Origin of the sequence: Rhodococcus sp. NBC_00294, from assembly GCF_036163995.1 — a bacterium.
Taxonomy (GTDB): Bacteria; Actinomycetota; Actinomycetes; order Mycobacteriales; family Mycobacteriaceae; genus Rhodococcoides.
Map to the genome: position 1 here is coordinate 710,066 of NZ_CP108043.1, position 23,086 is coordinate 733,151.

Below are 23,086 nucleotides of genomic sequence, written 5' to 3' on the forward strand. Positions count from 1 at the left end.
CGACGGGGTCTGATTCACAGACCGGCTCCCTGTCGCGGGTCTTTTCGGCGCCGGTCGTCCCCTTCCTCACAACGGAGATCATCGATGTCACCCGCCGACGCTTTCGTATCCGGCTCACGCACGGTCACCACCCCCACCAAGCCTGCGCCCGCCGATCAGCCCTCGTGGAACACCCAGAAGAACTCGTCGATGCCGACGTTCCGGTACCGGTCGTTCGCCGAGGAGGTCGAACCGCTCACCCTCCCCGACCGCACCTGGCCGGACAAGGTCATCGATCGCGCACCCCAGTGGTGCGCCGTGGACCTGCGTGACGGCAACCAGGCACTCATCGACCCGATGAGCCCCGCGCGCAAGCGCCGCATGTTCGAACTGCTGGTTCGTATGGGCTACAAGGAGATCGAGGTCGGTTTCCCGTCCGCGAGCCAGACCGACTTCGACTTCGTCCGCGAGATCATCGAGGACGGTGCGATTCCCGACGACGTCACCATCCAGGTGCTCACCCAGTGCCGACCGGAACTGATCGAGCGCACGTTCGTCGCGTGCGAGGGCGCCCGCAGCGTCATCGTCCACTTCTACAACTCCACGTCGATCCTGCAGCGCCGCGTGGTCTTCCGCGCGGACCGCGACGCCATCGAGAAGATCGCGACCGACGGTGCCCGCAAGGTGCTCGAGGAGGCGACGAAGTTCCCCGACACGCACTGGCGCTACGAGTACTCGCCCGAGTCCTACACCGGCACGGAGCTCGAGTACGCCAAGAAGGTCTGTGACGCGGTCACCGAGATCATCGCTCCCACACCGGAGAACCCGATGATCCTGAACCTGCCCGCGACCGTCGAGATGGCGACCCCCAACGTCTACGCCGACTCCATCGAGTGGATGCACCGCAATCTCGAACGTCGCGACTCGATCGTGCTGAGCCTGCACCCGCACAACGACCGCGGGACCGGCGTCGCCGCAGCCGAACTGGGCTACCAGGCCGGCGCCGACCGCATCGAGGGTTGCCTCTTCGGCAACGGTGAGCGCACCGGCAACGTCTGCCTGGTCACGCTGGGCCTGAATCTCTTCACTCGCGGAGTCGACCCGCAGATCGACTTCTCCAACATCGACGAGATCCGGCGCACCGTCGAGTACTGCAACCAGCTGCCCGTCCACGAGCGCCACCCGTACGGCGGCGACCTGGTCTACACCGCGTTCTCCGGCAGCCACCAGGACGCCGTGAACAAGGGCCTCGACGCGATGAAAGTGTCTGCGGACGAACAGGATCAGGACGTCGACGACGTGCTGTGGCAGGTTCCGTACCTGCCCGTCGACCCCAAGGACGTCGGCCGCACGTACGAGGCCGTGATCCGCGTCAACTCGCAGTCCGGCAAGGGCGGCGTCGCTTACATCATGAAGTCGGACCACGGTCTGGTGCTGCCGCGTCGACTGCAGATCGAGTTCTCCTCGGCCGTGCAGCGCGTCACCGACGGCGAGGGCGGCGAGGTGTCGCCCAAGGCCATGTGGGACGTGTTCTCCGAGGAGTACCTGGCCCCGATCGTTCCTCTCGAGCGCATCCGGCAGCGCGTCACCGCGGCCGAGGAGGACGGCGGAATCGACTCGATCTCCGCGATCGTCAAGGTCGACGGCGCCGAGCAGGAGATCACGGGCGACGGCAACGGTCCACTCGCCGCCTTCGTCGACGCGCTGGGCTCCATCGGGTACGACGTCAGCGTCCTCGACTACTCCGAGCACGCCATGTCCGCCGGCGACGACGCCCAGGCCGCGGCCTACGTCGAGGCGGCCGTGCGGCTGCCCGGCGGCGGCGAGACCATCGTGTGGGGTGTCGGTATCGCCACCTCCATCACCACGGCATCACTGCGCGCCGTGGTCTCGGCCGTGAACCGGGCGGCACGATCCGGGGCGTAGCCCTCGTGCGCCTTCTGCGCATCCAGGGATACGCAAAAGGCGCACGGGTCACGCAGTGACCTCCGCGACCCGCGCCGCGAACGCGTCCACCACGGCCCGCACGGCCGGACGCTCCGCGGCGCGGGGTCGTGTCGCCAGGTCGTAGATGCGGGCCGCGCGCACCCCGGCCAACCGGCGCTGCGTGACACCCGGGTGCGTCGAGGCGTGGCGCGGCATCAGCGCGATCCCGTGGCCGTGGGCCACCAGCTCCTCCATGAGCCGGAAGTCGTTGATCCGCAGATTCACTCGCGGCGCCACCCCGGTGACCGTCGCGATGGAGAGCAGCACGTCGTCCACCGGGAACCCTCCGCGGACACTGATCCACCGCTCGTCCGCCAGATCCTCGATGTCGACGGCATCACGCTCCGCCAGCGGGTGCCCCGGCGGCAGCACCAGGTCGATGGGCTCGCGCATCAGTGAACGCACCTCTACCCGCTCGGACGCGATGCTCGGTGCGCGCTCGTCCCGATGCGTCAGCACCACGTCGTAGTCCGCGAGCAACGCCGGCACGGCCGACGCGGGCACGTCCTCGTCCCGGGCGTCGACATCCACACCCGCCTCGGTGAGCCGGTCCAGAACCCCCGGCAGCAACAGTGCGGCGCCCGAGGGGAAGAGCGCCAGTCGAACGGTTCCGCGTGCGCTGCCGCGGTACGACGCCATCTCCTCCGACGCCCGGTCGAGGGCGGCGAGCACGTCGTCGGCGTGAGGAAGCAGCGCGCGTCCCGCCGCGGTGAGCCGCACGCGGCGCCCGTCGGGTTCGAGCAGGGCGACTCCCGCCTCCCTCGCCAACACCTTGAGCTGCTGCGACACCGCGGACGGTGTCATCGACAGCGCGTCGGCGGCCGCGGCGACCGTGCCGCGATCTGCCAGCGCCCGCAGGACGCGCAACCGGTCGACATTCATGTAGCAACGCTACAGCTACTGGTCACCACAATTCGATTGTTCTTAGCAGTCGCACCCGGAACACTCGAGGTCATGACCACTCGCGACCGCCTGCTCGGACTGATCGTCGTGGTGGTCTGGGGACTGAACTTCCTCGCCATCCGCGCCGGGCTCGACCAGTTCCCGCCGTTCTTCTTCGCTGCCCTGCGGTTCGCGGTGATCGCCGTTCCGGTCGCCCTCTTCGTCCGCCGACCGACCGTGCCGGTGCGCTGGCTCCTGCTGTACGGCACGGGTTTCGGCCTGCTGCAGTTCGCGTTCCTCTTCGCCGCGATGAACGCCGGCATGCCCACCGGCCTGGCCTCGCTGGTGCTCCAGTCGTCGGCGCCGTTCACCGTCGTTCTCGGCGCGCTGCTGCTGCGGGAGAAGGTCGGGCCGCGCCAGTGGATCGGGATCGGCATCGCCGTCGGGGGCATGATTCTGATCGGGTGGGATCGCGCCCACAACGCCACCCTCCTGCCCGTGCTGCTGACGCTGCTGGCAGGCCTCAGCTGGGCCTTCGGCAATCTCGGAAACCGACTGGCGACACGAGCATCTCGACCGGCCTCCGGCGTTCCCGTCGAGCCGATGCGACTCATGCTGTGGATGACGGTGGTTCCCCCGCTGCCGATGTTCGCGTTGTCGGCCGTCGTCGAGGGTCCGACCACGGGATGGACCGCCATCGGCGACGTGGTGTCGGCCGGGCAGTTCTCCGGGTTGATCGGGCTCGCCTACATCGTGCTCATCGGCACGATCGCCGGCTCGGGACTGTGGACCGTCCTGATCAGCCGCTACCCCGCCGGCGTCGTCGCGCCGTTCTCGTTGCTGGTCCCGGTCGTCGGCATCGGTGCGTCCTGGCTCGTGCTCGACGAGACGCCGAGCGTCCTCTCCCTCGTCGGTGCGGCCGTCGTGATCGGCGGCTGCACGTGGGGTCTGAGCCGCTCGCCGCGATCCGCGACGACCACACCGACCGAGCCCCGGATCGTGACTCCCCCGTCCGGAGCCACCGTCGGTTAGGGTCCCCTCACCATCACTGTGACGGAGGCTCGGCAAGCGTGTTCGGAAGAAGAAGTACTGTCCTGGCGACCCTGCTCGCCGCGACGGCCCTCGTGGCCTCGGCGTGTTCGACCGATGCGACAGCCGAGGACGCCGCGGACAGCACCCGGACCGTGACCCATGCGCGCGGGGACACGGAGGTGCCCTCGTCGCCGTTGCGAGTCGTCACTCTCGAACCCGTCCAGCTCGACACGAGTGTCGCGCTCGGCGTCGTTCCGGTGGGCACGTCGGTGCTGAGCGAGGCGACGGGGGTGCCCCCGTATCTGGGCGACGAGGCGTCGCGCATCGAGACCGTCGGCACCGTCGCGGAACCTCGCGTCGAGGCCATCGCGGCTCTGCAGCCGGACCTGATCCTGGGAACGGAGACGCGCCACTCCGAGCTGTACGAGCGGTTGTCCGCGATCGCTCCGACGGTGTTCATGGCGTCGCAGAGCGACCCGTGGCAGGACAACGTCCGCCTCGTCGGGCGCGCCCTCGGACGTGACGCGGAGCCGTTGCTGGGCGAGTACGACGCGCGGTGCGACGAGATCGCCGACAGGTTCGACACCGCCGGGTCGACGGCGCAGCTCATCCGGCCACGCAACGAGGAGCTCACGCTCTACGGACCGCTGTCCTTCGCGGGCAGCACCCTCGAGTGCGCCGGGTTCACCACGCCGCCCCGCCCGGAGTGGTCGAACGAGATCAGTGTCGACGTCTCCCCCGAACTGGCGACGGAGGCCCGCGCCGATCTCGTGGTCGTGACGTCGGCGACACCGGACGATCCGGCGTCGATGCCCACGTCCGTCACGTCGAACACGACGGCGTTCCCGAATCCGCACCTCGTCGACCAGTCGTACTGGATCACCGGCGTGGGACCTCGCGGCGGACAGGCCGTTCTGGACGACATCGAACGCCTCCTCTCGCAGCCCTGACCTCCTGCTGACTCTCCCGTGTCCACCGCATGTGGGAGGATCGGACACCATGATCGACAGCAGCAGACGGCACCTCGGAGCCCGCGGACGCCTGGCACTGTCGGCGGCCTCCGCGGCCGCGTGGGCCTCGCAGAAGGCCGGTCGCGGCAAGGGATCGATGATCGGCGGTCTCGTCGCGCTGAAGATCGACCCGGCCCTCATGTCGCGCCTGGGCGCGAATCGACGCACGGCCGTCATCACCGGTACCAACGGCAAGTCGACCACCACCCGGATGACTGCGGCGGCGCTCGCGACACTGGGCGAGGTGGCGACGCAGGCCGACGGCGCCAACATGGACGCGGGCATCGTCGCCGCGCTGAACTCACGGCGCACCGCGCCGCTGGCGGCCCTCGAGGTCGACGAGCTGCACGTCCCGCACGTGTGCGACGCCGTGAACCCCGAGGTCCTGGTGTTGCTGAACCTCAGCCGCGATCAGCTCGACCGCGTCGGCGAGATCAACATGATCGAGCGCAAGCTCCGCGCGGGAATCGTCGCCCATCCCGACACCGTCGTCGTCGCCAACTGCGACGACGTGCTGATGACGTCCGCGGCGTACGACGCTCCGCGGACCGTGTGGGTGGCCGCCGGCGGCGGGTGGGTCGGCGACTCGGTCAGCTGCCCCCGCACCGGGGAACCCATCGAGTGGAACGGCACGCACTGGCGCAGCACAGGTCTGCTGGAGGGCGGGCGGGAGTTCTCGCGGCCGGAGCCGCAGTGGTGGCTCGACGACGAGAACCTGTACGGCCCGGACGGTCTCGTGCTCCCCATGAGTTTGACGCTGCCCGGCCGGGCCAACCGCGGAAACGCGGCGCAGGCCGTCGCTGCCGCGGTCACGATGGGCGCCGATCCCGCGCAGGCCGTCGCCGCGGTGTCCGCGGTCGACGAGGTGGCGGGCCGCTACAGCTCGATCCAGTACGGATCCCACACCGTGCGCATGCTGCTGGCCAAGAACCCCGCCGGATGGCAGGAAGCACTGTCGATGATCGACCCGGCCGCCGACGGCCTGGTGATCGCCGTCAACGGCCAGGTGCCCGACGGCGAGGACCTGTCGTGGCTGTGGGACGTGCGGTTCGAGCACTTCGAGAACACCACGGTGGTGGCGGCCGGTGAACGTGCGACCGACCTGGGAGTCCGCCTGACGTACGCCGGATCCGACCACACCGTGGTGCCGAACCCGTTGCGGGCCATCGCCTCCTGCCCACCGGGGCGCGTGGAGGTCCTGGCGAACTACACGGCCTTCCGTGACCTCGGCCGGGCGCTGGCGCGCGAGACCGCGAAGGAGGCACCCGGTGTCTGATTTCCGTATCGGGCTCGTCCTGCCCGACGTCATGGGGACCTACGGCGACAGCGGCAACGCGCTCGTCCTGCGCCAGCGCATGCTGATGCGCGGACTCGACGCCGAGATCGTGTCGATCACCCTCGCCGATCCGGTGCCCGAGTCCCTCGACGTCTACGTGCTCGGCGGAGCGGAGGACTCGGCGCAGCGACTCGCGACGAAGCACCTCGCGCGCTACCCCGGACTGCAGCGCGCCGCCGAGCGCGGTGCACCGGTGCTCGCCATCTGCGCGGCGATCCAGGTGCTGGGCGAGTGGTACGAGACGAGCTCCGGCGAACGCGTCGACGGTGTCTCGATGCTGAACGTCACCACGGCGCCGCAGAAGACCCGGTCGATCGGTGAGGTCATCACCCGCCCGGTGTCGGACCGCCTCACCCAGACACTCACCGGCTTCGAGAACCACCGCGGCGGTACGACTCTCGGTCCCGATGCCGCACCGTTCGCGCGCGTCGAGCACGGCATCGGCAACGGTGTCGGCGACGGCAACGAGGGCGTCGTGCAGGGCTCGGTGATCGGCACCTACATGCACGGACCGGCGCTGGCCCGCAATCCCGAACTGGCGGACCATCTGCTCGAGACAGCTCTGGGTCACTCCCTCGAGCCGCTGCACCTGGCCGACGTCGAGCAGCTGCGCACCGAGCGTCTGCGCCGCTAGACCGAGACCGGATCCTCGGCCGGCCTCCGCGCCGCCCGGCGCATCAGGAGCTGGGCGATGAGCGGTGCCGCCACGAGCATCGAGACCAGCCGGATGAGCTGCACGCACGCCACGAACGTGACGTCGGACCCGGTGGACGCGGACACCGCGAGCACTGCCGCCAACCCGCCGGGGGTCGTCGCCAGGTAGCCGGTGAGCAGGCTGGTCCCGGTCCACGCGGACAGCGCCCATCCGAGCAGCGCACAGATCACGCCGATGCCGAGCACCAGCGCGAACGCGTAGGGGAAGAGTCGGCCGATCAGGCGCAGGCTCGACATCGTGAACGCCAGTCCCGCTTGCCATCCGATGACCAGGAACGCGAGTGGCAGCACGATCATGGGAACCTCGATGCCCACGGGCCAGCCCAGCAGCGCGCAGGCGCCGGACACCATCAGCGGACCCAGCGTGGCCGGTGCGGGAAGCCGCGCGAGCCGCCCCACCGCGATGCCGACGAGAACAGCGCCGAGCAGGAACAGCAGACCCACCCACCACGGCAGCGCATTCTCGTCGGGTGCGGCCGCCGCGACCGAGTGGGTGTCGGCGTGGAACACGAACGTGACCACCAGAGGCATGGTCACCACCACCAGTGCCACCCGCAGGTACTGCACCACCGCGACCACACGTTCGTCGCCGCCGAGCTCTCTCGCTGTCGCGACGAGACCGGTGGCCCCGCCCGCGATCAGCGCCAGCATCCCGGTGGCCGCGGTGACATCCTTGTTCAGTGCGAGCAGTGCACCGCAGCCGGCGCTGACGACGAGCGTCGCGATCCCGATGGCGACCGCGGGAAACCAGTTGTCCCCCAGCGTACTCAGCGTCTCGACATCCACCATGAGACCGATGGTGACGGCCAACGTTCCCTGCGCCGCCATGGATCCCGCGCGCGGGACGGCGCGCGGCCCCAGTCCGGTGAGGGCGAAGACCACCGCCACCACCAGTGCCGCGAACAACGACGGCGCCGTCAGGCCGACGGCGTCGAGCGCGAACCATCCGGCCACGGACACGGCTGTGAGCGCCACCCAGCGGGTGGCGCTCACAGCGACGGTACGACCTCCGCTCACGACTTGACGAGCAGCACCGGTACCGGTGTTTCGAGAAGCAGGCGCTGGACGGCCTGTCCCATCAGGAACTTGCCGACGGCCGACCGATGCCGCGACCCGACGACCAGCAGCTCGGCGTCCGCCTTGTCGATGAGCGCGAGCAGTGTGGTGGTCGCGTCCGGATCGGGCTGGGCCGCAGCGAGAGTCCACTGCGCCTCGGACTCTCCGAGCGCGGCGAGCGACGTACGGATCGAGTCCTCGACGGCGGTGGTCTCCTTCGCCTCCGAGGAGGGATCCGCGGATCCGGAGAAGGCGTGGAGGACGACCAGTTCGGTTCCTGCGGACCGGGCCTGCTGGACTGCCGATCCGAGTGCCTTGCGGCCTTCCTCGGAACTGTTGTGCACGACGGCGACACTCATGTCGGTGACTCCTCTCTCTGGTGGATGCTGATCAGCCGAAGGGGATCTGGCCGAGGAGGACGCCGACGGCGAGCATCGTCAGGGAGACGACGGTGGCACGCCACAGGACCTTGCGGTGGTGGTCGGCGAGCGAGACGCCGGCCAGGGTGACCAGCAGCAGGATGGCGGGGACCAGCGGGCTCTGCAGGTGGACGGGCTGTCCGGTGATGGAGGCGCGGGCCATCTCGACCGGCTCGATGCCGTACTGGGCGGCGGTCTCGGTGAGGACCGGGAGGATGCCGAAGTAGAAGGCGTCGTTGGTCATGAAGAACGTCAACGGGATCGACAGGATTCCGGTGATGACGGCCAGGAACGGTCCCATCGCGTCGGGGATGACGCCGAGGAGCCACTCGGCCATGGCCTCGACCATGCCGGTACCGGAGAACACGCCGGTGAGGACGGCAGCTGCGAGCACCATGGCGACGACGGAGACGATCGAGGCGGAGTGGCGTGCGATGGCCTCGCCCTGCTCCTTGACCTTCGGGAAGTTGAACGTGAGCGCGATGGAGGCGGCGATCATGAACAGCACCGGGATGGGGAGGATGTCCATGACCAGGATCACGAGCAGCGTGACGGTCAGGATCGCGTTGAACCACAGCAGCTTCGGACGCAGAGTGTCGCGGTTGGGGTCCAGGCCGTCGATGAACTGGCCGGCCTTGCCGTCGTTCTCGTCGTCGCCGGTGGTGATGTCGGCGCTTCCGGTACTGCGACGGGTCTTGCCGTTTCCGGTTCCGGTGCCGTCGGTGCCGACGCCGGCGCCCACCAGCTTCGTGTCGTAGATCAGCGAGCCGAGGCGGCGACGCTCCATGAGGCCGAGGTGGATCGAGAAGAGCAGCACGATGATCAGGCCGGCGATCATCGACGGGACCATCGGGATGAAGACGTCGGAGGGCGAGATGCCCAGTGCGGACGCGGCGCGAACGGTCGGGCCACCCCACGGAATGATGTTCATGGTGCCGTTGGCGAGGCCGGCGACGACCGTCAGGATGACCGGTGAGACACCGAGTTTCAGGTAGAGCGGCAGCAGCGCGGACGTCACGATGATGAACGTGGTGGAGCCGTCACCGTCGAGGGACACGACCATGGCGAGCACCGCGGTGCCGACGACCAGCTTCATCGGATCGTTGCGCACCAGGCGGAGGATGCCGCGCACCAGCGGGTCGAACAGACCCACGTCGATCATGATGCCGAAGAAGATGATCGCGAAGAACAGCAGCGCTGCCGTGGGGGCGAGCGACTTGATGCCGTCCGTGATCATGTCGCCGATGCCGAGCCCAGCGCCGGCGAACAGGCCGAAGATGACCGGGACCAGGATGAGGGCGACCACCGGGGTCGCTCGTTTGGTCAGGATCAGGAACATGAAAGCGGCAACCATGAGGAAGCCGAGTATCACCAACATGGTTACTACTCCTCGTTGTTCGAATAGTGCAGGGTTCGATCAGTGCAGGGTGTGTCGAGGCAGGCTGCGGGCACAGGTGTGGCGCAGTACGGAGGTGTGCGGCGTCAGCCGTCGGTGGGTGGATCGATGGTCGAGCGGACCAGGTCGGCCTGCTCGCGGAGGAACGACGCGAAGTCGTCTCCGGTGAGCAGCGCGTCCCGCCACCCGTTCTGCGCCAGGATCTCCTGCCAGAGCGGCGACCCGACCAGTGCTGTGACGTCGGCGATCAGGCGGTCGACGCGCTCCGGTGGCAGTCCCGGCGGGGCGAGGATGCCGCGCCAGTTGTCGAAGTCGAGGTCGACTCCCTGCTCCCGCAGAGTGGGCGCGTCGATGCCGTCGACGCGCTCGGAGCTCGAGACGGCGAGCGCCCGGACCGTACCGGACGCGATCTGGTCCAGATATTCGCTGACGCCGGTGGTGGCGACGTCGACCTCGCCGGTCAACAGGGCCGGCAGCAACTCGCCGCCGCCGTCGAAGACGCGGTACTCGGATGCTCGCGGGTCGACACCGACGGTGCGGGCGAGCTGCGTCCGGAACAACCCGTCCGGCCCACCCTCCGCGGAGCCGCCGGCGAACTGCAGAGCCGCGGGATCCTGTCGCCAGGCGTTCGTGAGATCGGCCAGAGTCCGCAGCGGGGATGCTGCCGGCACCAGGACGACCTCGGGTTCGGTGACGAGTCGGGCGATCGGGGTGACGTCCGCGATCTCGTGATCGGACGGGGTGGTGGACAGTGCGCCCACCAGACCCAGCCCCATCACCAGCAGGAGTCGATCGTTGCCCTGTTCGAGAGCGAGACGATTGAGTCCCACGACACCACCCGATCCGGGTAGTACGAGGACGTCGTCCACCACGACGCCCTCCGCGGCCCAACCTCGGGCCAGACTGCGAGCGGTCAGGTCGTAACCGCCACCGGCGACCGACGGAGCGATGACACGAAGTCCCGGCTCCTCCGCCCCGGTCACCATGGCCGACACCCCCGCACTGCACGCGGTCGCCGTGCAGAGCACCGCGAGCAACGCTGCGAGAGCGCTGATGCGGAGGCGTCGGTTCATGGGCACGGTCTCAGTGTGTCGGATCCTGTGACTGTGGTCACCCTTTGGTGCACAAACGGGATTGTGTTCATTGTGAGCGTCCGCAGCGCACGCAGATGCACGAATTCCGCGCTCGCCCAGCGGTACGGTTCACCTCGTGATCGGGCGGCGACTGCGCATCTTCGGAACACGCCGCACCCTCTCGTCGCAACTGCTCGCACTGCAGCTTCTCATCATCGTCGCGGTGCTCGTCGTCATCAGCGGGTTGTCGCTGGCCCAGGCGTCGGCGACCTTCCAGCGCGACCAGGGTCTGCGCGTCCAGTCGGCTGCCGAGAACCTCGCCGCGAGTCCCACCGTGCGACAACTGCTCGCCTCCGCCCAGCCCCGGATCCGCACGGCGCTGCAGGGTGCGGTCGAGTCGGTGCGGGCCGTCTCAGGTCTGGACTACGCGCAACTGACGGACCCCGACGGCATCATCGTCGTCGCGACCGACCCGTCGCGGGTGGGACAGGAATCGGCGGCCGAGGGAGCGGGCGCGCGGACGGGCCGATCCTGGACCGGTCTCGCCGAGACGAGCGCCAACACCGCGGTGTCCCCCGACGCGTCCGTGCAGTCACAGGTCCCGGTGCTCGATGCCGACGGCCGCATCGTCGGTGTGGCGATCGTCGGCCGCGAGTACCCGTCGGTGTGGGAGCGCCTCGCGCAGGCGACCCCGGACCTCGTCATCTACCTTGCCGTGGCCTCCGTTCTGGGCGCCGTCGGGTCGATCCTGCTGGCCCGACGCGTCAAGCGGCAGACCATGGGAATGGAGGCCGGGGAGATCGTCGACCTGGTGCGCCAGCGGCAGGCGATGCTCGAGGGCCTCAAGGAGGCCGTGGTGGCACTGGATCCGTCGGGTCGGGTGGTCCTGCTGAGCCGCAGCGCACACGACATGCTCGGCCTCGACGAGGACGGCGTGGGCCGGCGGGTGGAGGAGCTCGGACTCGACGACCGGGTCCTCGACGTCCTGCGTCACCCGAGCGACGACGGCGACCAGCTCGTCCTCACCGGAGATCGCATCCTCGTCTTCAACACGGTGCCGATCGAGGCGTCCGGACGGAAGGTGGCCACGGTGACCACGTTCCGTGACCGCACCGAACTGAGCGAGGTCCAGAGCAAACTCGACATCAGCCGCACCAGCTCGACGGCACTGCGGGAGCACATCCACGAGTTCGACAACCAGCTGCACACCATCTCGGGACTGGTCCAGCTCGGTGAGTACGACGAGGTGGAGCGGTACGTCGACGGCATCACCGAGCATCGTGAGCGCCTCACGTCCACCGTGACCGACCGCATCGACGATCTCGGGGTCGCGGCGCTGCTCATCGCCAAGATCGGCGCCGCCGCGGCCCGCTCGGTGACCGTGGCGCTCGACGACGCCTCACACCTCCCGCGACTCGACGACGATGCCTCCCGAGACCTCTGCACCGTCGTCGGCAACCTCGTCGACAACGCTGTGGACGCAGTCCTCGAGAATCAGGCCGTGGACGCAGTCCTCGAGAATCAGGCAGTGGACGCAGTCCTCGAGAATCAGGCAGTGGACGCAGTCCTCGAGGGGCAATCGGTGGACGCGGTGGTGCGCGTCCGGATCGTCGCGGACGCGGACGCGATCGAGGTCGAGGTGGCCGACAACGGTCCCGGCATCGGCACGGAGGATGCGGATCGCGTGTTCGAGCAGGGGTGGAGCACGAAGGGGACGTCGCTCGACGGGCACGGTTTCGGCCTCGCCCTCGTGCGTGTCGTGTGCCGCCGACGCGGCGGTGAGGTCGGCGTGAGTGACAGAGTCGAGGACGGTAGGCGGTGGACGGTCTTCCGGGCCGTCACCGGATCCGGGGGGAGGACGCGATGACACTCAGGGTGCTGGTGGTGGACGACGACTTCATGGTCGCGCGGGTGCACACCGGTTTCGTCACCAAGGTGGCCGGATTCGAGGTGTGCGGGGTGGCGCACACGGCGCAGGAGGCGCTGGAGAAGGTGGAGTCCACCCGTCCCGATCTGGTGCTGCTGGACGTCCATCTGCCCGGCGTCACCGGGCTCGATCTCATCGGCCCGTTCCGGGAGATCATCCCCGACCTCGACGTCCTGGTGATCACCAGCGAGCGCGAGGCCGAATCGGTGCGCAAGGCACTGCGCGCGGGCGCCGTGCACTACTTGATCAAGCCGTTCAAGTTCCAGGCACTGCAGGAGCGCCTCGAGCACTACCGCCGCACACGGGAGTCGCTGGCCGCGATCGACGAGGCGGAGCAGGACGCCGTCGACAAGGCGTTCGGAGTGCGCGGGACCGCGACACGGCTCCCCAAGGGCCTGAGCGCCGAGACGCTGGCCATGGTCGAGCACCAACTGCGGGAGAATCCCGGCGAGACCTCGGCGAGCACGATGGCCGAGAGGACCGGGATGTCGCGGTCGAGCGCTCGCCGCTACCTGGAGTACCTCAGCGACGTCGACCGGGTGACCGTCTCGCTCGACTACGGCAACGTGGGGCGACCCGAGCGCCTCTATCGGCTCGAGCGCTAATTCATCACGTTGCGGCCGGACAGCGCACGGCCCAACGTGAGCTCGTCCGCGAACTCGAGGTCGCCGCCCATGGGCAGTCCGGAGGCCAGCCGGGTGACGGACAGGCCGGGGAAATCACGCATCATGCGCAGCAGGTAGGTGGCCGTCGCCTCCCCCTCGGTGTTGGGGTCGGTCGCGATGATCACCTCGGAGACGTCGACGCCGTCCTCCTGATTGCCGATACGGGTGAGCAACTCCCGGATGCGCAGCTGATCGGGACCGACCCCGCTCAGCGGATCCAGCGCGCCGCCCAGCACGTGGTATCTGCCCTTGAACTCGCGGGTGCGTTCGACGGCCTGCACGTCCTTGGGTTCCTCGACGACGCAGATCTTCGTCCGATCGCGGCGCGGGTCCGCACAGATGCGGCACAGTTCCTTGTCGGAGACGGTGCCGCAGACGATGCAGAACTGCACCCCGTCGCGGACGCGCTGCAATGCCTTCTGCAGGCGGTCGATCTCGGGCGCCTCGACCCCCAACAGATGAAAGGCGATGCGCTGCGCGCTCTTCGGTCCGACACCGGGAAGTTTGCCCAGCTCGTCGATCAGATCCTGGACCGGACCTTCGTACACGCTTCTCGACCCGGTTCTAGAAGCCGGGCAGGCCGGGGAGTCCGCCGCCGCCCAGGCCGGCGAGGGGACCGAGCTTCTGCGACGCGACCTCACCCGCGGCGCGGGACGCGTCGGCGATCGCACCGATGATCAGGTCCTGCAGGGTCTCGACGTCGTCGGGATCCACGACCTTGGGGTCGATGGTCAGACCGACCACCTCGCCGCTGCCCTTCACCGTCGCCACGACGAGACCGTTGCCGGCGCGGCCGGTGACCTCCGTCGCGGCGATCTCCGCCTGGGCTGCCATCAACTGCTGCTGCATCTGCTGGGCCTGCTGCAGCAGCTGGGACATGTCGGGCTGTTCACCGGGTTGCACGGCGGGTGTCCTTCCGAAGTGGTGACGAGATCGTGTCGGTCGAGCGTAGCCGCGTGCCTCACTCCACCTGGCGCGAGAGGTTCTGCAGGAGCTGCGCCTGAATTTTCTTCAGTCCGAGGGGCGCGAACGTCTTCTCGAAGAAGCCGCCGACACCGCCGGCGCCCGTCCACTCCGTGGTGGTGGTGACCGACGACCCGCTACCGCTCGGGGCGACGAGGTACGTGGTCACCATCGACGAGTTGGCGTCCTTCTCCGTGACGGTCGCGCCGGACACCGACACGGTCGCGAGCACGTTCCGCGAGCGCTTCTCGGTCGCCTGAAGGACCCAGCGAGCGACGGTGCCGTCGCCCTGCCCACCCTCGACGACCGCGAAGTCGCGGTACTGCTCGGGCAGGATGCGCGGACGCACCGTCTCGTAGTCGGACAGTGCCGCGAGGACCTTGTCGGGAGCCGCACTGATGGTGAGGGAACTGCTCGCGCTGACCTTGGCCATGACGGGGAGAACTCCTGATGTCGGGGTGGGACGGACGGTGACATTCATTGTTTCACGTCCACGCCCGGGCGAATCGAGCGCAACGATCGTGTGAAGTTTCCTCGTCGGGAGGCACCTTCCATAGCGTTGCGAACAACCTCCGTATAGCGTTCTCGCGTGGCTCAGACAGTCGATGCGGCGCTCGGGGGAGCGCGGGAACCCGGCGGGGGCGGCAACCGTCCGCACGAGATCGGACAAGCGGGACATCGGGCGGGTGTGGAACGGCTTCTGGCCAGTTACCGTGCCATTCCCCGGGACGCGACCGTCCGCCTGGCGAAGAAGACCTCCAACCTCTTCCGGGCCAGGCCGAAGAACTCCGCCCCTGGACTCGACGTCTCCGGGTTGGGAGGCGTCATCTCGGTCGACCCCGACGCCATGACCGCCGACGTGCAGGGAATGTGCACCTACGAGGACCTCGTCGACGCCACCCTGGCGTACGGGCTCGCTCCCCTGGTGGTGCCGCAGCTCAAGACGATCACGCTCGGCGGCGCGGTCACCGGCCTCGGCATCGAGTCGACGTCGTTCCGCAGCGGCCTTCCGCACGAGTCCGTCCTCGAGATCGACATTCTCGCCGGATCGGGTGACGTCGTCACGGCCACTCCCGACAACGAGTACGGCGACCTCTTCCTCGGGTTCCCCAACTCCTACGGCACTCTCGGCTACTCGACACGGTTGCGCATCGAACTCGAGCCCGTCCTTCCCTACGTCGCCCTGCGCCACGTCCGGTTCCACGACCTCGAGTCGGTGCAGACGGTCATGGCGCGCATCGTCGCGGAGCGGGAGTACGAGGGTGACCGCGTCGACTACCTCGACGGGGTGGTGTTCTCCGGGACCGAGGCCTATCTGACCCTGGGCCGGCAGACCGACGAGCCGGGACCGGTGAGCGACTACACCGACTCGGCGATCTTCTACCGGTCCATCCAGCACGACGGCACCGCACCGCGAACGGACCGCCTGACGGTGCGCGACTATCTGTGGCGGTGGGACACCGACTGGTTCTGGTGCTCGCGCGCCTTCGGTGCGCAGAACCCGCGCATCCGACGTCTCTGGCCGAAGAAGTACCTGCGCAGCAGCTTCTACTGGAAGCTGATCGCGCTCGACCAGAAGTACGACATCGCCGACCGTCTCGAGAAGCGCAAGGGCAACCCGATCCGCGAGCGCGTGGTGCAGGACATCGAGGTGCCGATCGAGAACACGGCCGCGTTCGTCTCGTGGTTCCTCGACGAGATCCCGATCGAGCCGTTGTGGCTGTGTCCCTTGCGACTTCGCGAACCCGACGGGTACGCCGACGCGCAGGACTCCGACGCCGGAATACGCGGGTGGCCCCTCTATCCGCTCGAACCTCACCGCACCTACGTCAACGTCGGCTTCTGGTCGTCGGTGCCCGTGGTCCCCGGTGAACCCGACGGGGCAGCCAACCGTCGGATCGAGAAGAAGGTGACCGAGTTCGACGGTCACAAGTCCCTCTACTCGGACTCGTTCTACGACAGGGACGAGTTCGATGCCCTCTACAGCGGTGACGGTTACCGCCGACTCAAAGAGAAGTACGACCCCGATTCGCGGTTGTTGGATCTGTATTCGAAGGCGGTGCATCGTCGATGACGACATTCAAAGATCAACGGAACCCCGGCCTGTCCGGCGGTTCCCCCAAACTCTCCATCGCCGAGATTCTCGAGCAGTTCACCGAAGGTGATCTGCCCGTTCGGTTCTCGGCGTACGACGGCAGTACGGCCGGTGCCGAGGATTCCGAGTACGGGCTCAGGCTCACCTCACCCCGCGGCACCACCTACCTCGCGACCGCCCCCGGCGACCTGGGCATGGCTCGCGCCTACGTCTCGGGCGATCTGGAGATCGAGGGCGCCCACCCGGGTGACCCGTACGACGTGCTCCGGATGCTGGGCGACGACCTGCACTTCAAACGTCCGTCCGCGCGCGCACTGGCGACCGTCACCCGGTCTCTCGGATGGGAATTGCTGCGTCCCATCGCTCCCCCGCCCCAGGAGTCCCTCCCACGCTGGCGTCGTATCGCCGAGGGGTTGCGGCACAGCAAGACTCGGGACGCCGAGAGCATCCACCACCACTACGACGTGTCGAACACGTTCTACGAGTACGTGCTCGGCCCGTCGATGACCTACACCTGCGCCGCCTACCCGACTCTCGAGGCGTCGCTCGAGGAGGCGCAGGAGAACAAGTACCGCCTGGTGTTCGAGAAGCTGAACCTGAAGGCTGGCGACCGACTGCTCGACATCGGTTGTGGCTGGGGCTCGATGGTGCGCTACGCGGCCCGTCGCGGCGTCCACGTCATCGGCGCCACGCTCTCGCGCGAGCAGGCAGAGTGGGCGCAGAACGCCATCGCCGCCGACGGTCTGAGCGATCTCGCGGAGGTGCGTCACAGCGACTACCGCGACATCGTCGAGGGCGACTTCGACGCCGTGTCGTCGATCGGCCTCACCGAGCACATCGGCGTCTCGAACTACCCGGCGTACTTCGAGTTCATCAAGGGAAAGCTGCGCCCGGGTGGCCGCGTCCTGAACCACTGCATCACCCGCCCGGACAACCGCTCGTCGGCGCGGGCCGGCGGCTTTATCGACCGCTACGTCTTCCCCGACGGCGAGCTGACGGGATCCGGCCGCATCATCACCGAGATGCAGGACGTGGGCCTCGAGGTGCGTCACGAGGAGAACCTGCGCGAGCACTACGCGATGACGCTCCGGGACTGGTGCCGCAACCTCGTCGACAACTGGGACGCCTGCGTCGCGGAGGTCGGTGAGGGCACCGCGCGCGTGTGGGGCCTCTACATGGCGGGCTCACGCCTGGGCTTCGAGCGCAACGTGGTCCAGCTGCACCAGGTGCTCGCCGTCAAGCTCGACGAGAACAACGACGCGGGTCTTCCGTTGCGGCCCTGGTGGATCGGCTGATCCACTGACACGGACGCCGTCTCGGGTGTCGAATCACGGGGACTGTCGACACCCGAGTGGGTGCGACTCCACGAGAGGACACCCGAGATGGCGGATCAGTCGCAGCCCGGACGTGCACGGCGGGACAACTGGAACAACCAGGTACGACGACACGCACTGATGAATCCCGCGGGCGTGGCGCTGCGCTTCGGTGGGACGACGCACACCTGGCGCGGCCTCTGCGATCGTGTCGACGCACTCGCCGGCGGGTTGTCCCACCGTGGCGTGACGGCCGGGGACCGGGTGCTGATCCTCATGCTCAACCGGCCCGAGTACATCGAATCGGTGCTCGCGATCACTGCCGTCGGTGCGATCGCCGTGCCCGTCAACTTTCGGATGAGCGCCCCGGAGATCACCTACCTCGCGCAGAACAGCGGCGCCGGCCTCATCGTCGTGGAGGACGCTCTGGCGCCGCTCGCCGCGGCGGTGGGCGTCGCGGACTCGATCGTGGTGGGCGGAGACGGGGACACCTACGAGGCTCTGATCCGCGAGGGCGCGCCCGCGCCGGACACCGACGTCCCGGACGACGCACCGGCTCTGATCATGTACACCTCGGGAACGACCGGCCGCCCCAAAGGTGCTGTGCTGTCTCATTCCAACATGCAGGCTCAGGCGCTGACCTGCATTCGCGCCCTGCAGATGTACGGAGTCGACGAGATCAACTTCTGTGCGTCACCGATGTTCCACATCGCCGCCCTGGGCAGCATCGCCCCCAGCCTCAAGCTCGGCATCCCGACCGTCGTCCACCCCGTCGGCGCGTTCGATCCGGCCGCGTTGCTCGACGTCCTCGAGGCCGAGGCGGTGACCACCCTGTTCCTCGTGCCGGTGCAGTGGCAGGCGGTCTGCGCGGAACAGGCGCGCCGCCCCAGGACGTTGTCGCTGCGAGTGATCTCGTGGGGTGCGGCGCCGGCGTCGGACACCGTCCTGCGGGCGATGTCGCAGACCTTCCCCGACGCCCTCACCGTGGCCGTCTTCGGTCAGACCGAGATGTCGCCGATCACCTGCGTCCTCGACGGCGGCGACGCACTGCGCAAACTCGGATCCGTGGGACGCGTCGTCGCCACGGTGGAGGCTCGGGTCGTCGACGACGACATGGTCGACGTCCCGAGAGGTGACATCGGCGAGATCGTCTATCGCGGGCCGACGCTGATGCACGGGTACTGGGAGAACCCTGCCGCCACGTCGGACGCGTTCCACGGCGGCTGGTTCCATTCCGGCGACCTGGTGCGTCAGGACGAGGAGGGCTTCGTCTTCGTCGTCGACCGCAAGAAGGACATGATCATCTCCGGCGGCGAGAACATCTACTGCGCCGAGGTCGAGAACGTGCTGTTCTCCCACCCCCGAATCCTCGAGGCAGCAGTGATAGGCCGCCCGGACGACCGCTGGGGTGAGGTGCCCGTCGCCGTCGTCGCGCAGCGCGGCACCGACGAGCCGGACCTCACGCTTCCCGACCTCGTCGGCTGGCTGGACGGACGCCTCGCGCACTACAAACACCCGCGCCACCTGGTGCTGGTGGAGGCGCTCCCCCGCAACGCCGGCGGCAAGGTCGTGAAGGTCGACCTGCGCCGGCGTTTCTCCGACTAGACCCCTCGGCGCCTGCTCACCACCACGATCGCCACTCCGACGATCAGGATGACGGGGCCGAGGATCGACCAGGTGGTCGTGTTGCTCATCGCACTGCCACCGATCACCCCGAATCCCTGGAGGCTGAACAGCAGGCCCATGACGGCGATCACGGCACCGATGACGGTGACAACGGGAGTCTTCACCTGTCGAACCTAGTCCCCTGATGCCGCGTCGGGCGCGTTCTCGTGACGAGACACATCGTCGCGACGGGACACACCACGGACGCCGCTCGACATGATGGACTGCTGTCCGTGACTTCTCTTCCCCGACGATTCTGTCCACCGGTCCTCGTCGCGTGCGTCGCACTCGCGTCGTCCGTCCTTCTCGTCCCCGCTCCCGCGTCCGCCGAGACGGCCGCGGGCACGGTGCTCTCCAGCACCGCGCTCGATCCCTCGCTGGCACCCGCCGGCGCCGCGGAGAGCTATGTGGTGCGCTACTCCACGCTGCGGACGGCCGAGCAGGCCGGGGAGTCGACGGGCACGGTGTTCGTGCCCACAGGCGATGCTCCCGCCGACGGATGGCCGGTGGTGTCCTACGCCCACGGCACCACCGGTGTCGCCGACTCGTGTGCACCGTCGGCGACGGGCACCGCACAGTACGAGCGTCCGGCGATCGAGGCGTGGCTGGCCGCCGGCCACGCCGTGGTGGCCACCGACTACGCGGGCATGGGGACTCCGGGTGTGCACGCCTATCTGGACGGACCCGCCGCCGGTGCCAACGCGATCGACATCGTCCGCGCAGCACACACGATGCTCGGCGATCGGCTCTCGCCGGAATGGATCACCACCGGCCTGTCCCAGGGCGGCAACACGTCCTTCTTCACCGCCGCAGCGGCATCCACCCGCGCACCGGACCTCGACTTCCGCGGCGCCGTGTCCGTGGCCGGCCCGACGGGGCTCGACACCGTGCTCCCGCTGGTCGGTCCGGTTCTCCCGCCGGTCGTCCCCAGCGGCTTTCTCGGCTACGTCTTCTACACTCTCGCCGGACTGGCGGACCAGCGTCCGGAACTCGACGTCCGGCAGTACCTGACGCCGAAGGGCGTCGAGTATCTCGACGCTGCGACCACGCTGTGCGGCACCGAGTTCCGCGATTATCGGTCGGCGCACCCGGCCCAGTTCGGGGAGCTTCTCACGCGCCCGTTGACGCCGCTGGCCCCCGTGCTCGAGCAGATGCAGGCCGTCCCCGTCAGTGGCTACGACCGGCCGCTCCTCGTGACTCAGAGCCTCTCCGATCAGACAGTTCCGGCTCCGCTCACGTTCGTCCACACGGCCCGGATGACCGCTGCCGGTACGGACTTCCAGCTGGTCACCTTCCCGACGCCCGATCACATCGGCACCCTGATGGCCTCCATGCCCGCATCACTCGACTTCGCCGCGCGCGTCCTGAGCTGAGACGACGACAGCCCCACACCAGGAGGTGCGGGGCTGTCGTGTACTCGTGACTAGCGCAGAGACGCAGGCGGAGTGAACCGCTCGCCGTACTGCTTGGCCAGCTCCTCGGCACGGGCGACGAACGCCTCCTTGCCGATCGAGCCGTCCGCGGCCTCGTAGCCGACGACGTACTGGTGCACGCCACCGGTCCACGCCGGGAAGCCGATACCGAAGATCGAGCCGATGTTGGCGTCGGCCGTCGTGTTCAGCACGCCCTCGTCGAAGCACTTCTGCGTCTCGATCGCCTCGATGAAGAGCATGCGCTCCTTGAGGTCCTCGAACGACGACTCCGAGGTACCCGACTTGAAGGCGTCACGCAGACCCGACCAGAGGCCGGTGCGCTTGCCGTCGACGTATTCGTAGAAGCCGGCACCCTTGGCCTTCGACGGACGCTCGAACTCGTCGACCATCTTGTCGATGACCGCGCCCGCGGCATCCTCGGGAGGAGTTCCGCCGGCTGCGACGATCGCGTCGTAGGTCTCCTTGCGGATCTTCTGCATCAGCGTCAGCGTCAGCTCGTCGGAGAGCTGCAACGGCGGCGCCGGGTAGCCCGCCTGCAGACCGGCCTGCTCGATGGTCGCGGGCTCGACGCCCTCGCCCAGCATGGCGATGGCCTCGTTGATGAAGGTGCCGATCACGCGGGAGGTGAAGAAGCCACGGCTGTCGTTGACGACGATCGGAGTCTTCTTGATGGCCTGCACGAGGTCGAATGCCTTGGCCAGAGCGGCATCCGAGGTCTTGTCACCGCGGATGATCTCGACCAGCGGCATTTTGTCGACGGGCGAGAAGAAGTGGATTCCGATGAAGTCTTCCTGGTGCTTGACACCCGTCGCGAGACCGGTGATGGGCAGCGTCGAGGTGTTCGAGCCGAGCAGCGAATCGGGTGCGACGAGGTCCTCGATCTCCTGGAAGACCTTGTGCTTGAGGTCCTGCGACTCGAAGACCGCCTCGATGACGAGGTCTGCACCCTCGACGTCCTTCGGATCGGCAGTCGGGTGGATACGCGCCAGCAGCGCGTCCGACTTCTCCTGCGTGGTCTTGCCGCGTGAGAGCGCCTTGGCCTCGATGGCCTCGGAGTACGCCTTGCCCTTGTCTGCGGACGCCTGCTCGACGTCCTTGAGGACGACGTCGATTCCGGCCTTGGCACAGACGTAGGCGATGCCCGCGCCCATCATGCCGGCGCCGAGCACGGCGACCTTGGTGAACTGCGTCTTCTCGTAGCCGTCCGGGCGGGACTTGCCGGCATTGATCGCCTGCAGGTCGAAGAAGAACGCCTGGATCATGTTCTTCGACACCTGGCCGGTGACGAGCGACGTGAAGTAGCGCGACTCGATGGTGGACGCGTTGTCGAAGTCGACCTGCGCACCCTCCACCGCGGCGGACAGGATCGCGAGCGGTGCCGGCATCGGCGCGCCCTTGATCTGCTTGCGCAGGTTCGACGGGAACGCCGGAAGGATCTGCGCGAGCTTCGGATTGGACGGCGTGCCGCCGGGGATCTTGTAGCCCTTGACGTCCCAGGGGGCGACGCCGCCCTCGGGGTTGGCCTTGATCCATGCCTTCGCAGCGGGAACGAGTTCCTCGACGCTGCCGACGACCTCGTGCACCAGACCGAGCTCGAGCGCCTTGGCCGGGCGGAATCGCGTGCCCTGGGACAGCACCGACATGAAACCGTTCTGGATACCCATCATGCGGGTGATGCGGGTCACGCCGCCGCCGCCGGGCAGCAGGCCCAGCGACACCTCGGGCAGGCCGAGCTGGACACCGGGAACGTCCGCGACGATGCGGTGGTGCGTCGCCAGCGTGATCTCCAGGCCGCCACCGAGTGCGGCGCCGTTGATCGCGGACACGACGGGCTTGCCGAGCGTCTCGAGCCGACGCAGCTGCGACTTGACCGTCTGCACCTCGTCGAAGATCTGCTGGGCGTCGGCGGGGCCGGCCTTGATCATGTTCTTGAGATCGCCACCGGCGAAGAAGGTCTTCTTCGCCGAGGTGACGACGACACCGGTGATGGAGTCCTTCTCGGCCTCGAGGCGGTCGACCGTGGCGCCCATCGAGGTCTTGTAGAGCTCGTTCATCGTGTTGGCGCCCTGGTTCGGGTCGTCCATCGTCAGGGTGACGATGCCGTCGGCATCCTGGTCCCACTGAATCATGTTGTCACTCATG

At 68.3% G+C, this 23,086-nt stretch carries 21 protein-coding genes; 11 read left to right on the top strand and 10 right to left on the bottom strand.

Annotated elements, in window-relative coordinates:
• The first annotated feature begins 84 nt into the window (after positions 1 to 84).
• A complete protein-coding gene (leuA, locus tag OHB23_RS03365) occupies positions 85 to 1,905 on the top strand; it encodes a 2-isopropylmalate synthase (RefSeq protein WP_027506649.1) in 1,821 nt (606 codons plus the stop codon).
• Positions 1,906 to 1,953: 48 nt separating this feature from the next.
• Here the strand turns inward: leuA and OHB23_RS03370 are convergent, their stop codons facing one another.
• Positions 1,954 to 2,847, bottom strand: coding sequence for a LysR family transcriptional regulator (locus OHB23_RS03370; protein WP_222633309.1), 894 nt, complete (start codon positions 2,845 to 2,847; stop codon positions 1,954 to 1,956).
• A gap of 72 nt (positions 2,848 to 2,919) precedes the next feature.
• Between OHB23_RS03370 and OHB23_RS03375 the strand changes: the two genes are divergently transcribed.
• Genes OHB23_RS03375 through OHB23_RS03390 form a run of 4 tightly spaced genes read left to right on the top strand, consistent with a single transcriptional unit; the run spans position 2,920 to position 6,859 of the window.
• The gene (locus OHB23_RS03375; RefSeq protein WP_328810877.1) at positions 2,920 to 3,879 is read left to right on the top strand and encodes an EamA family transporter; all 960 of its coding nucleotides are present in this window, start codon (positions 2,920 to 2,922) and stop codon (positions 3,877 to 3,879) included.
• Between the two features lie 38 nt (positions 3,880 to 3,917).
• Entirely contained in the window at positions 3,918 to 4,829 is a 912-nt protein-coding gene (locus OHB23_RS03380; RefSeq protein WP_442973014.1) for an ABC transporter substrate-binding protein, read from the top strand.
• Between the two features lie 49 nt (positions 4,830 to 4,878).
• Entirely contained in the window at positions 4,879 to 6,165 is a 1,287-nt protein-coding gene (locus OHB23_RS03385; RefSeq protein ID WP_328810878.1) for a Mur ligase family protein, read from the top strand.
• Positions 6,158 to 6,859, top strand: a complete 702-nt coding sequence (locus OHB23_RS03390) for a type 1 glutamine amidotransferase (RefSeq protein WP_222633306.1) — start codon at positions 6,158 to 6,160, stop codon at positions 6,857 to 6,859. The genes OHB23_RS03385 and OHB23_RS03390 overlap by 8 nt, the downstream gene beginning before the upstream one ends.
• Here the strand turns inward: OHB23_RS03390 and OHB23_RS03395 are convergent.
• The 4 genes from OHB23_RS03395 to OHB23_RS03410 all read right to left on the bottom strand — a co-directional run bounded on the left by OHB23_RS03395 (position 6,856) and on the right by OHB23_RS03410 (position 10,883).
• Entirely contained in the window at positions 6,856 to 7,932 is a 1,077-nt protein-coding gene (locus OHB23_RS03395) for an AbrB family transcriptional regulator (RefSeq protein ID WP_328810879.1), read from the bottom strand. The two genes, OHB23_RS03390 and OHB23_RS03395, sit on opposite strands and share 4 nt — an antisense overlap.
• 20 nt (positions 7,933 to 7,952) lie before the next feature.
• Positions 7,953 to 8,354: a universal stress protein gene (locus tag OHB23_RS03400; RefSeq protein ID WP_027506642.1), complete on the bottom strand. Its 402-nt coding sequence runs from the start codon at positions 8,352 to 8,354 to the stop codon at positions 7,953 to 7,955.
• Between the two features lie 31 nt (positions 8,355 to 8,385).
• Positions 8,386 to 9,792: a CitMHS family transporter gene (locus OHB23_RS03405; RefSeq protein ID WP_328810880.1), complete on the bottom strand. Its 1,407-nt coding sequence runs from the start codon at positions 9,790 to 9,792 to the stop codon at positions 8,386 to 8,388.
• 104 nt (positions 9,793 to 9,896) lie between these two features.
• Entirely contained in the window at positions 9,897 to 10,883 is a 987-nt protein-coding gene (locus OHB23_RS03410) for a Bug family tripartite tricarboxylate transporter substrate binding protein (RefSeq protein WP_222633438.1), read from the bottom strand.
• A gap of 136 nt (positions 10,884 to 11,019) precedes the next feature.
• On the opposite strand from OHB23_RS03410, the gene OHB23_RS03415 reads away from it, so the two are divergent.
• Complete coding sequence (locus OHB23_RS03415; RefSeq protein WP_328810881.1) at positions 11,020 to 12,750, top strand: sensor histidine kinase; 1,731 nt, start codon at positions 11,020 to 11,022, stop codon at positions 12,748 to 12,750.
• Positions 12,747 to 13,415, top strand: a complete 669-nt coding sequence (locus OHB23_RS03420) for a response regulator (protein ID WP_056444251.1) — start codon at positions 12,747 to 12,749, stop codon at positions 13,413 to 13,415. The genes OHB23_RS03415 and OHB23_RS03420 overlap by 4 nt, the downstream gene beginning before the upstream one ends.
• Here OHB23_RS03420 and recR read toward each other — a convergent pair.
• The 3 genes from recR to OHB23_RS03435 are packed head-to-tail and all read right to left on the bottom strand — an operon-like array spanning position 13,412 to position 14,871.
• Positions 13,412 to 14,023, bottom strand: a complete 612-nt coding sequence (gene recR / locus OHB23_RS03425; protein WP_027506637.1) for a recombination mediator RecR — start codon at positions 14,021 to 14,023, stop codon at positions 13,412 to 13,414. The two genes, OHB23_RS03420 and recR, sit on opposite strands and share 4 nt — an antisense overlap.
• Positions 14,024 to 14,039: 16 nt before the next feature.
• Complete coding sequence (locus tag OHB23_RS03430) at positions 14,040 to 14,378, bottom strand: YbaB/EbfC family nucleoid-associated protein (RefSeq protein ID WP_204869622.1); 339 nt, start codon at positions 14,376 to 14,378, stop codon at positions 14,040 to 14,042.
• 58 nt (positions 14,379 to 14,436) lie between these two features.
• Complete coding sequence (locus OHB23_RS03435; RefSeq protein ID WP_027506635.1) at positions 14,437 to 14,871, bottom strand: SRPBCC family protein; 435 nt, start codon at positions 14,869 to 14,871, stop codon at positions 14,437 to 14,439.
• A gap of 228 nt (positions 14,872 to 15,099) precedes the next feature.
• Here OHB23_RS03435 and OHB23_RS03440 point away from each other — a divergent pair, with 228 nt between their 5' ends.
• The 3 genes from OHB23_RS03440 (at position 15,100) to fadD5 (ending at position 19,451) form a co-directional block, all read left to right on the top strand.
• The gene (locus OHB23_RS03440; protein WP_328811581.1) at positions 15,100 to 16,512 is read left to right on the top strand and encodes an FAD-binding oxidoreductase; all 1,413 of its coding nucleotides are present in this window, start codon (positions 15,100 to 15,102) and stop codon (positions 16,510 to 16,512) included.
• Entirely contained in the window at positions 16,509 to 17,828 is a 1,320-nt protein-coding gene (locus tag OHB23_RS03445) for a class I SAM-dependent methyltransferase (protein ID WP_027506633.1), read from the top strand. Before OHB23_RS03440 ends, OHB23_RS03445 begins: the two co-directional genes overlap by 4 nt.
• An 87-nt stretch (positions 17,829 to 17,915) precedes the next feature.
• The gene (gene fadD5 / locus OHB23_RS03450; protein ID WP_328810882.1) at positions 17,916 to 19,451 is read left to right on the top strand and encodes a fatty-acid--CoA ligase FadD5; all 1,536 of its coding nucleotides are present in this window, start codon (positions 17,916 to 17,918) and stop codon (positions 19,449 to 19,451) included.
• Here the strand turns inward: fadD5 and OHB23_RS03455 are convergent.
• Entirely contained in the window at positions 19,448 to 19,636 is a 189-nt protein-coding gene (locus tag OHB23_RS03455) for a hypothetical protein (RefSeq protein WP_027506631.1), read from the bottom strand. The two genes, fadD5 and OHB23_RS03455, sit on opposite strands and share 4 nt — an antisense overlap.
• Before the next feature lie 108 nt (positions 19,637 to 19,744).
• Here OHB23_RS03455 and OHB23_RS03460 point away from each other — a divergent pair, with 108 nt between their 5' ends.
• Entirely contained in the window at positions 19,745 to 20,884 is a 1,140-nt protein-coding gene (locus tag OHB23_RS03460) for a lipase family protein (protein ID WP_328810883.1), read from the top strand.
• Positions 20,885 to 20,934: 50 nt separating this feature from the next.
• Here OHB23_RS03460 and OHB23_RS03465 read toward each other — a convergent pair whose 3' ends face one another.
• Positions 20,935 to 23,085 (bottom strand): 3-hydroxyacyl-CoA dehydrogenase NAD-binding domain-containing protein, encoded by a 2,151-nt coding sequence (locus OHB23_RS03465; RefSeq protein ID WP_328810884.1) that lies wholly within the window; start codon positions 23,083 to 23,085, stop codon positions 20,935 to 20,937.
• Between the last annotated feature and the right edge of the window lies 1 nt (position 23,086).

Bases quoted from the DNA above. Each gene is read 5' to 3' on its own strand.
- OHB23_RS03400 (WP_027506642.1), bottom strand. From the start codon at position 8,354: ATGAGTGTCGCCGTCGTGCACAACAGTTCCGAGGAAGGCCGCAAGGCA.
- OHB23_RS03465 (WP_328810884.1), bottom strand. From the start codon at position 23,085: ATGAGTGACAACATGATTCAGTGGGACCAGGATGCCGACGGCATCGTC.
- OHB23_RS03405 (WP_328810880.1), bottom strand. From the start codon at position 9,792: ATGTTGGTGATACTCGGCTTCCTCATGGTTGCCGCTTTCATGTTCCTG.
- OHB23_RS03370 (WP_222633309.1), bottom strand. From the start codon at position 2,847: ATGAATGTCGACCGGTTGCGCGTCCTGCGGGCGCTGGCAGATCGCGGC.
- OHB23_RS03435 (WP_027506635.1), bottom strand. From the start codon at position 14,871: ATGGCCAAGGTCAGCGCGAGCAGTTCCCTCACCATCAGTGCGGCTCCC.
- leuA (WP_027506649.1), top strand. From the start codon at position 85: ATGTCACCCGCCGACGCTTTCGTATCCGGCTCACGCACGGTCACCACC.
- OHB23_RS03420 (WP_056444251.1), top strand. From the start codon at position 12,747: ATGACACTCAGGGTGCTGGTGGTGGACGACGACTTCATGGTCGCGCGG.
- OHB23_RS03445 (WP_027506633.1), top strand. From the start codon at position 16,509: ATGACGACATTCAAAGATCAACGGAACCCCGGCCTGTCCGGCGGTTCC.
- OHB23_RS03385 (WP_328810878.1), top strand. From the start codon at position 4,879: ATGATCGACAGCAGCAGACGGCACCTCGGAGCCCGCGGACGCCTGGCA.
- OHB23_RS03410 (WP_222633438.1), bottom strand. From the start codon at position 10,883: ATGAACCGACGCCTCCGCATCAGCGCTCTCGCAGCGTTGCTCGCGGTG.
- fadD5 (WP_328810882.1), top strand. From the start codon at position 17,916: ATGGCGGATCAGTCGCAGCCCGGACGTGCACGGCGGGACAACTGGAAC.
- OHB23_RS03375 (WP_328810877.1), top strand. From the start codon at position 2,920: ATGACCACTCGCGACCGCCTGCTCGGACTGATCGTCGTGGTGGTCTGG.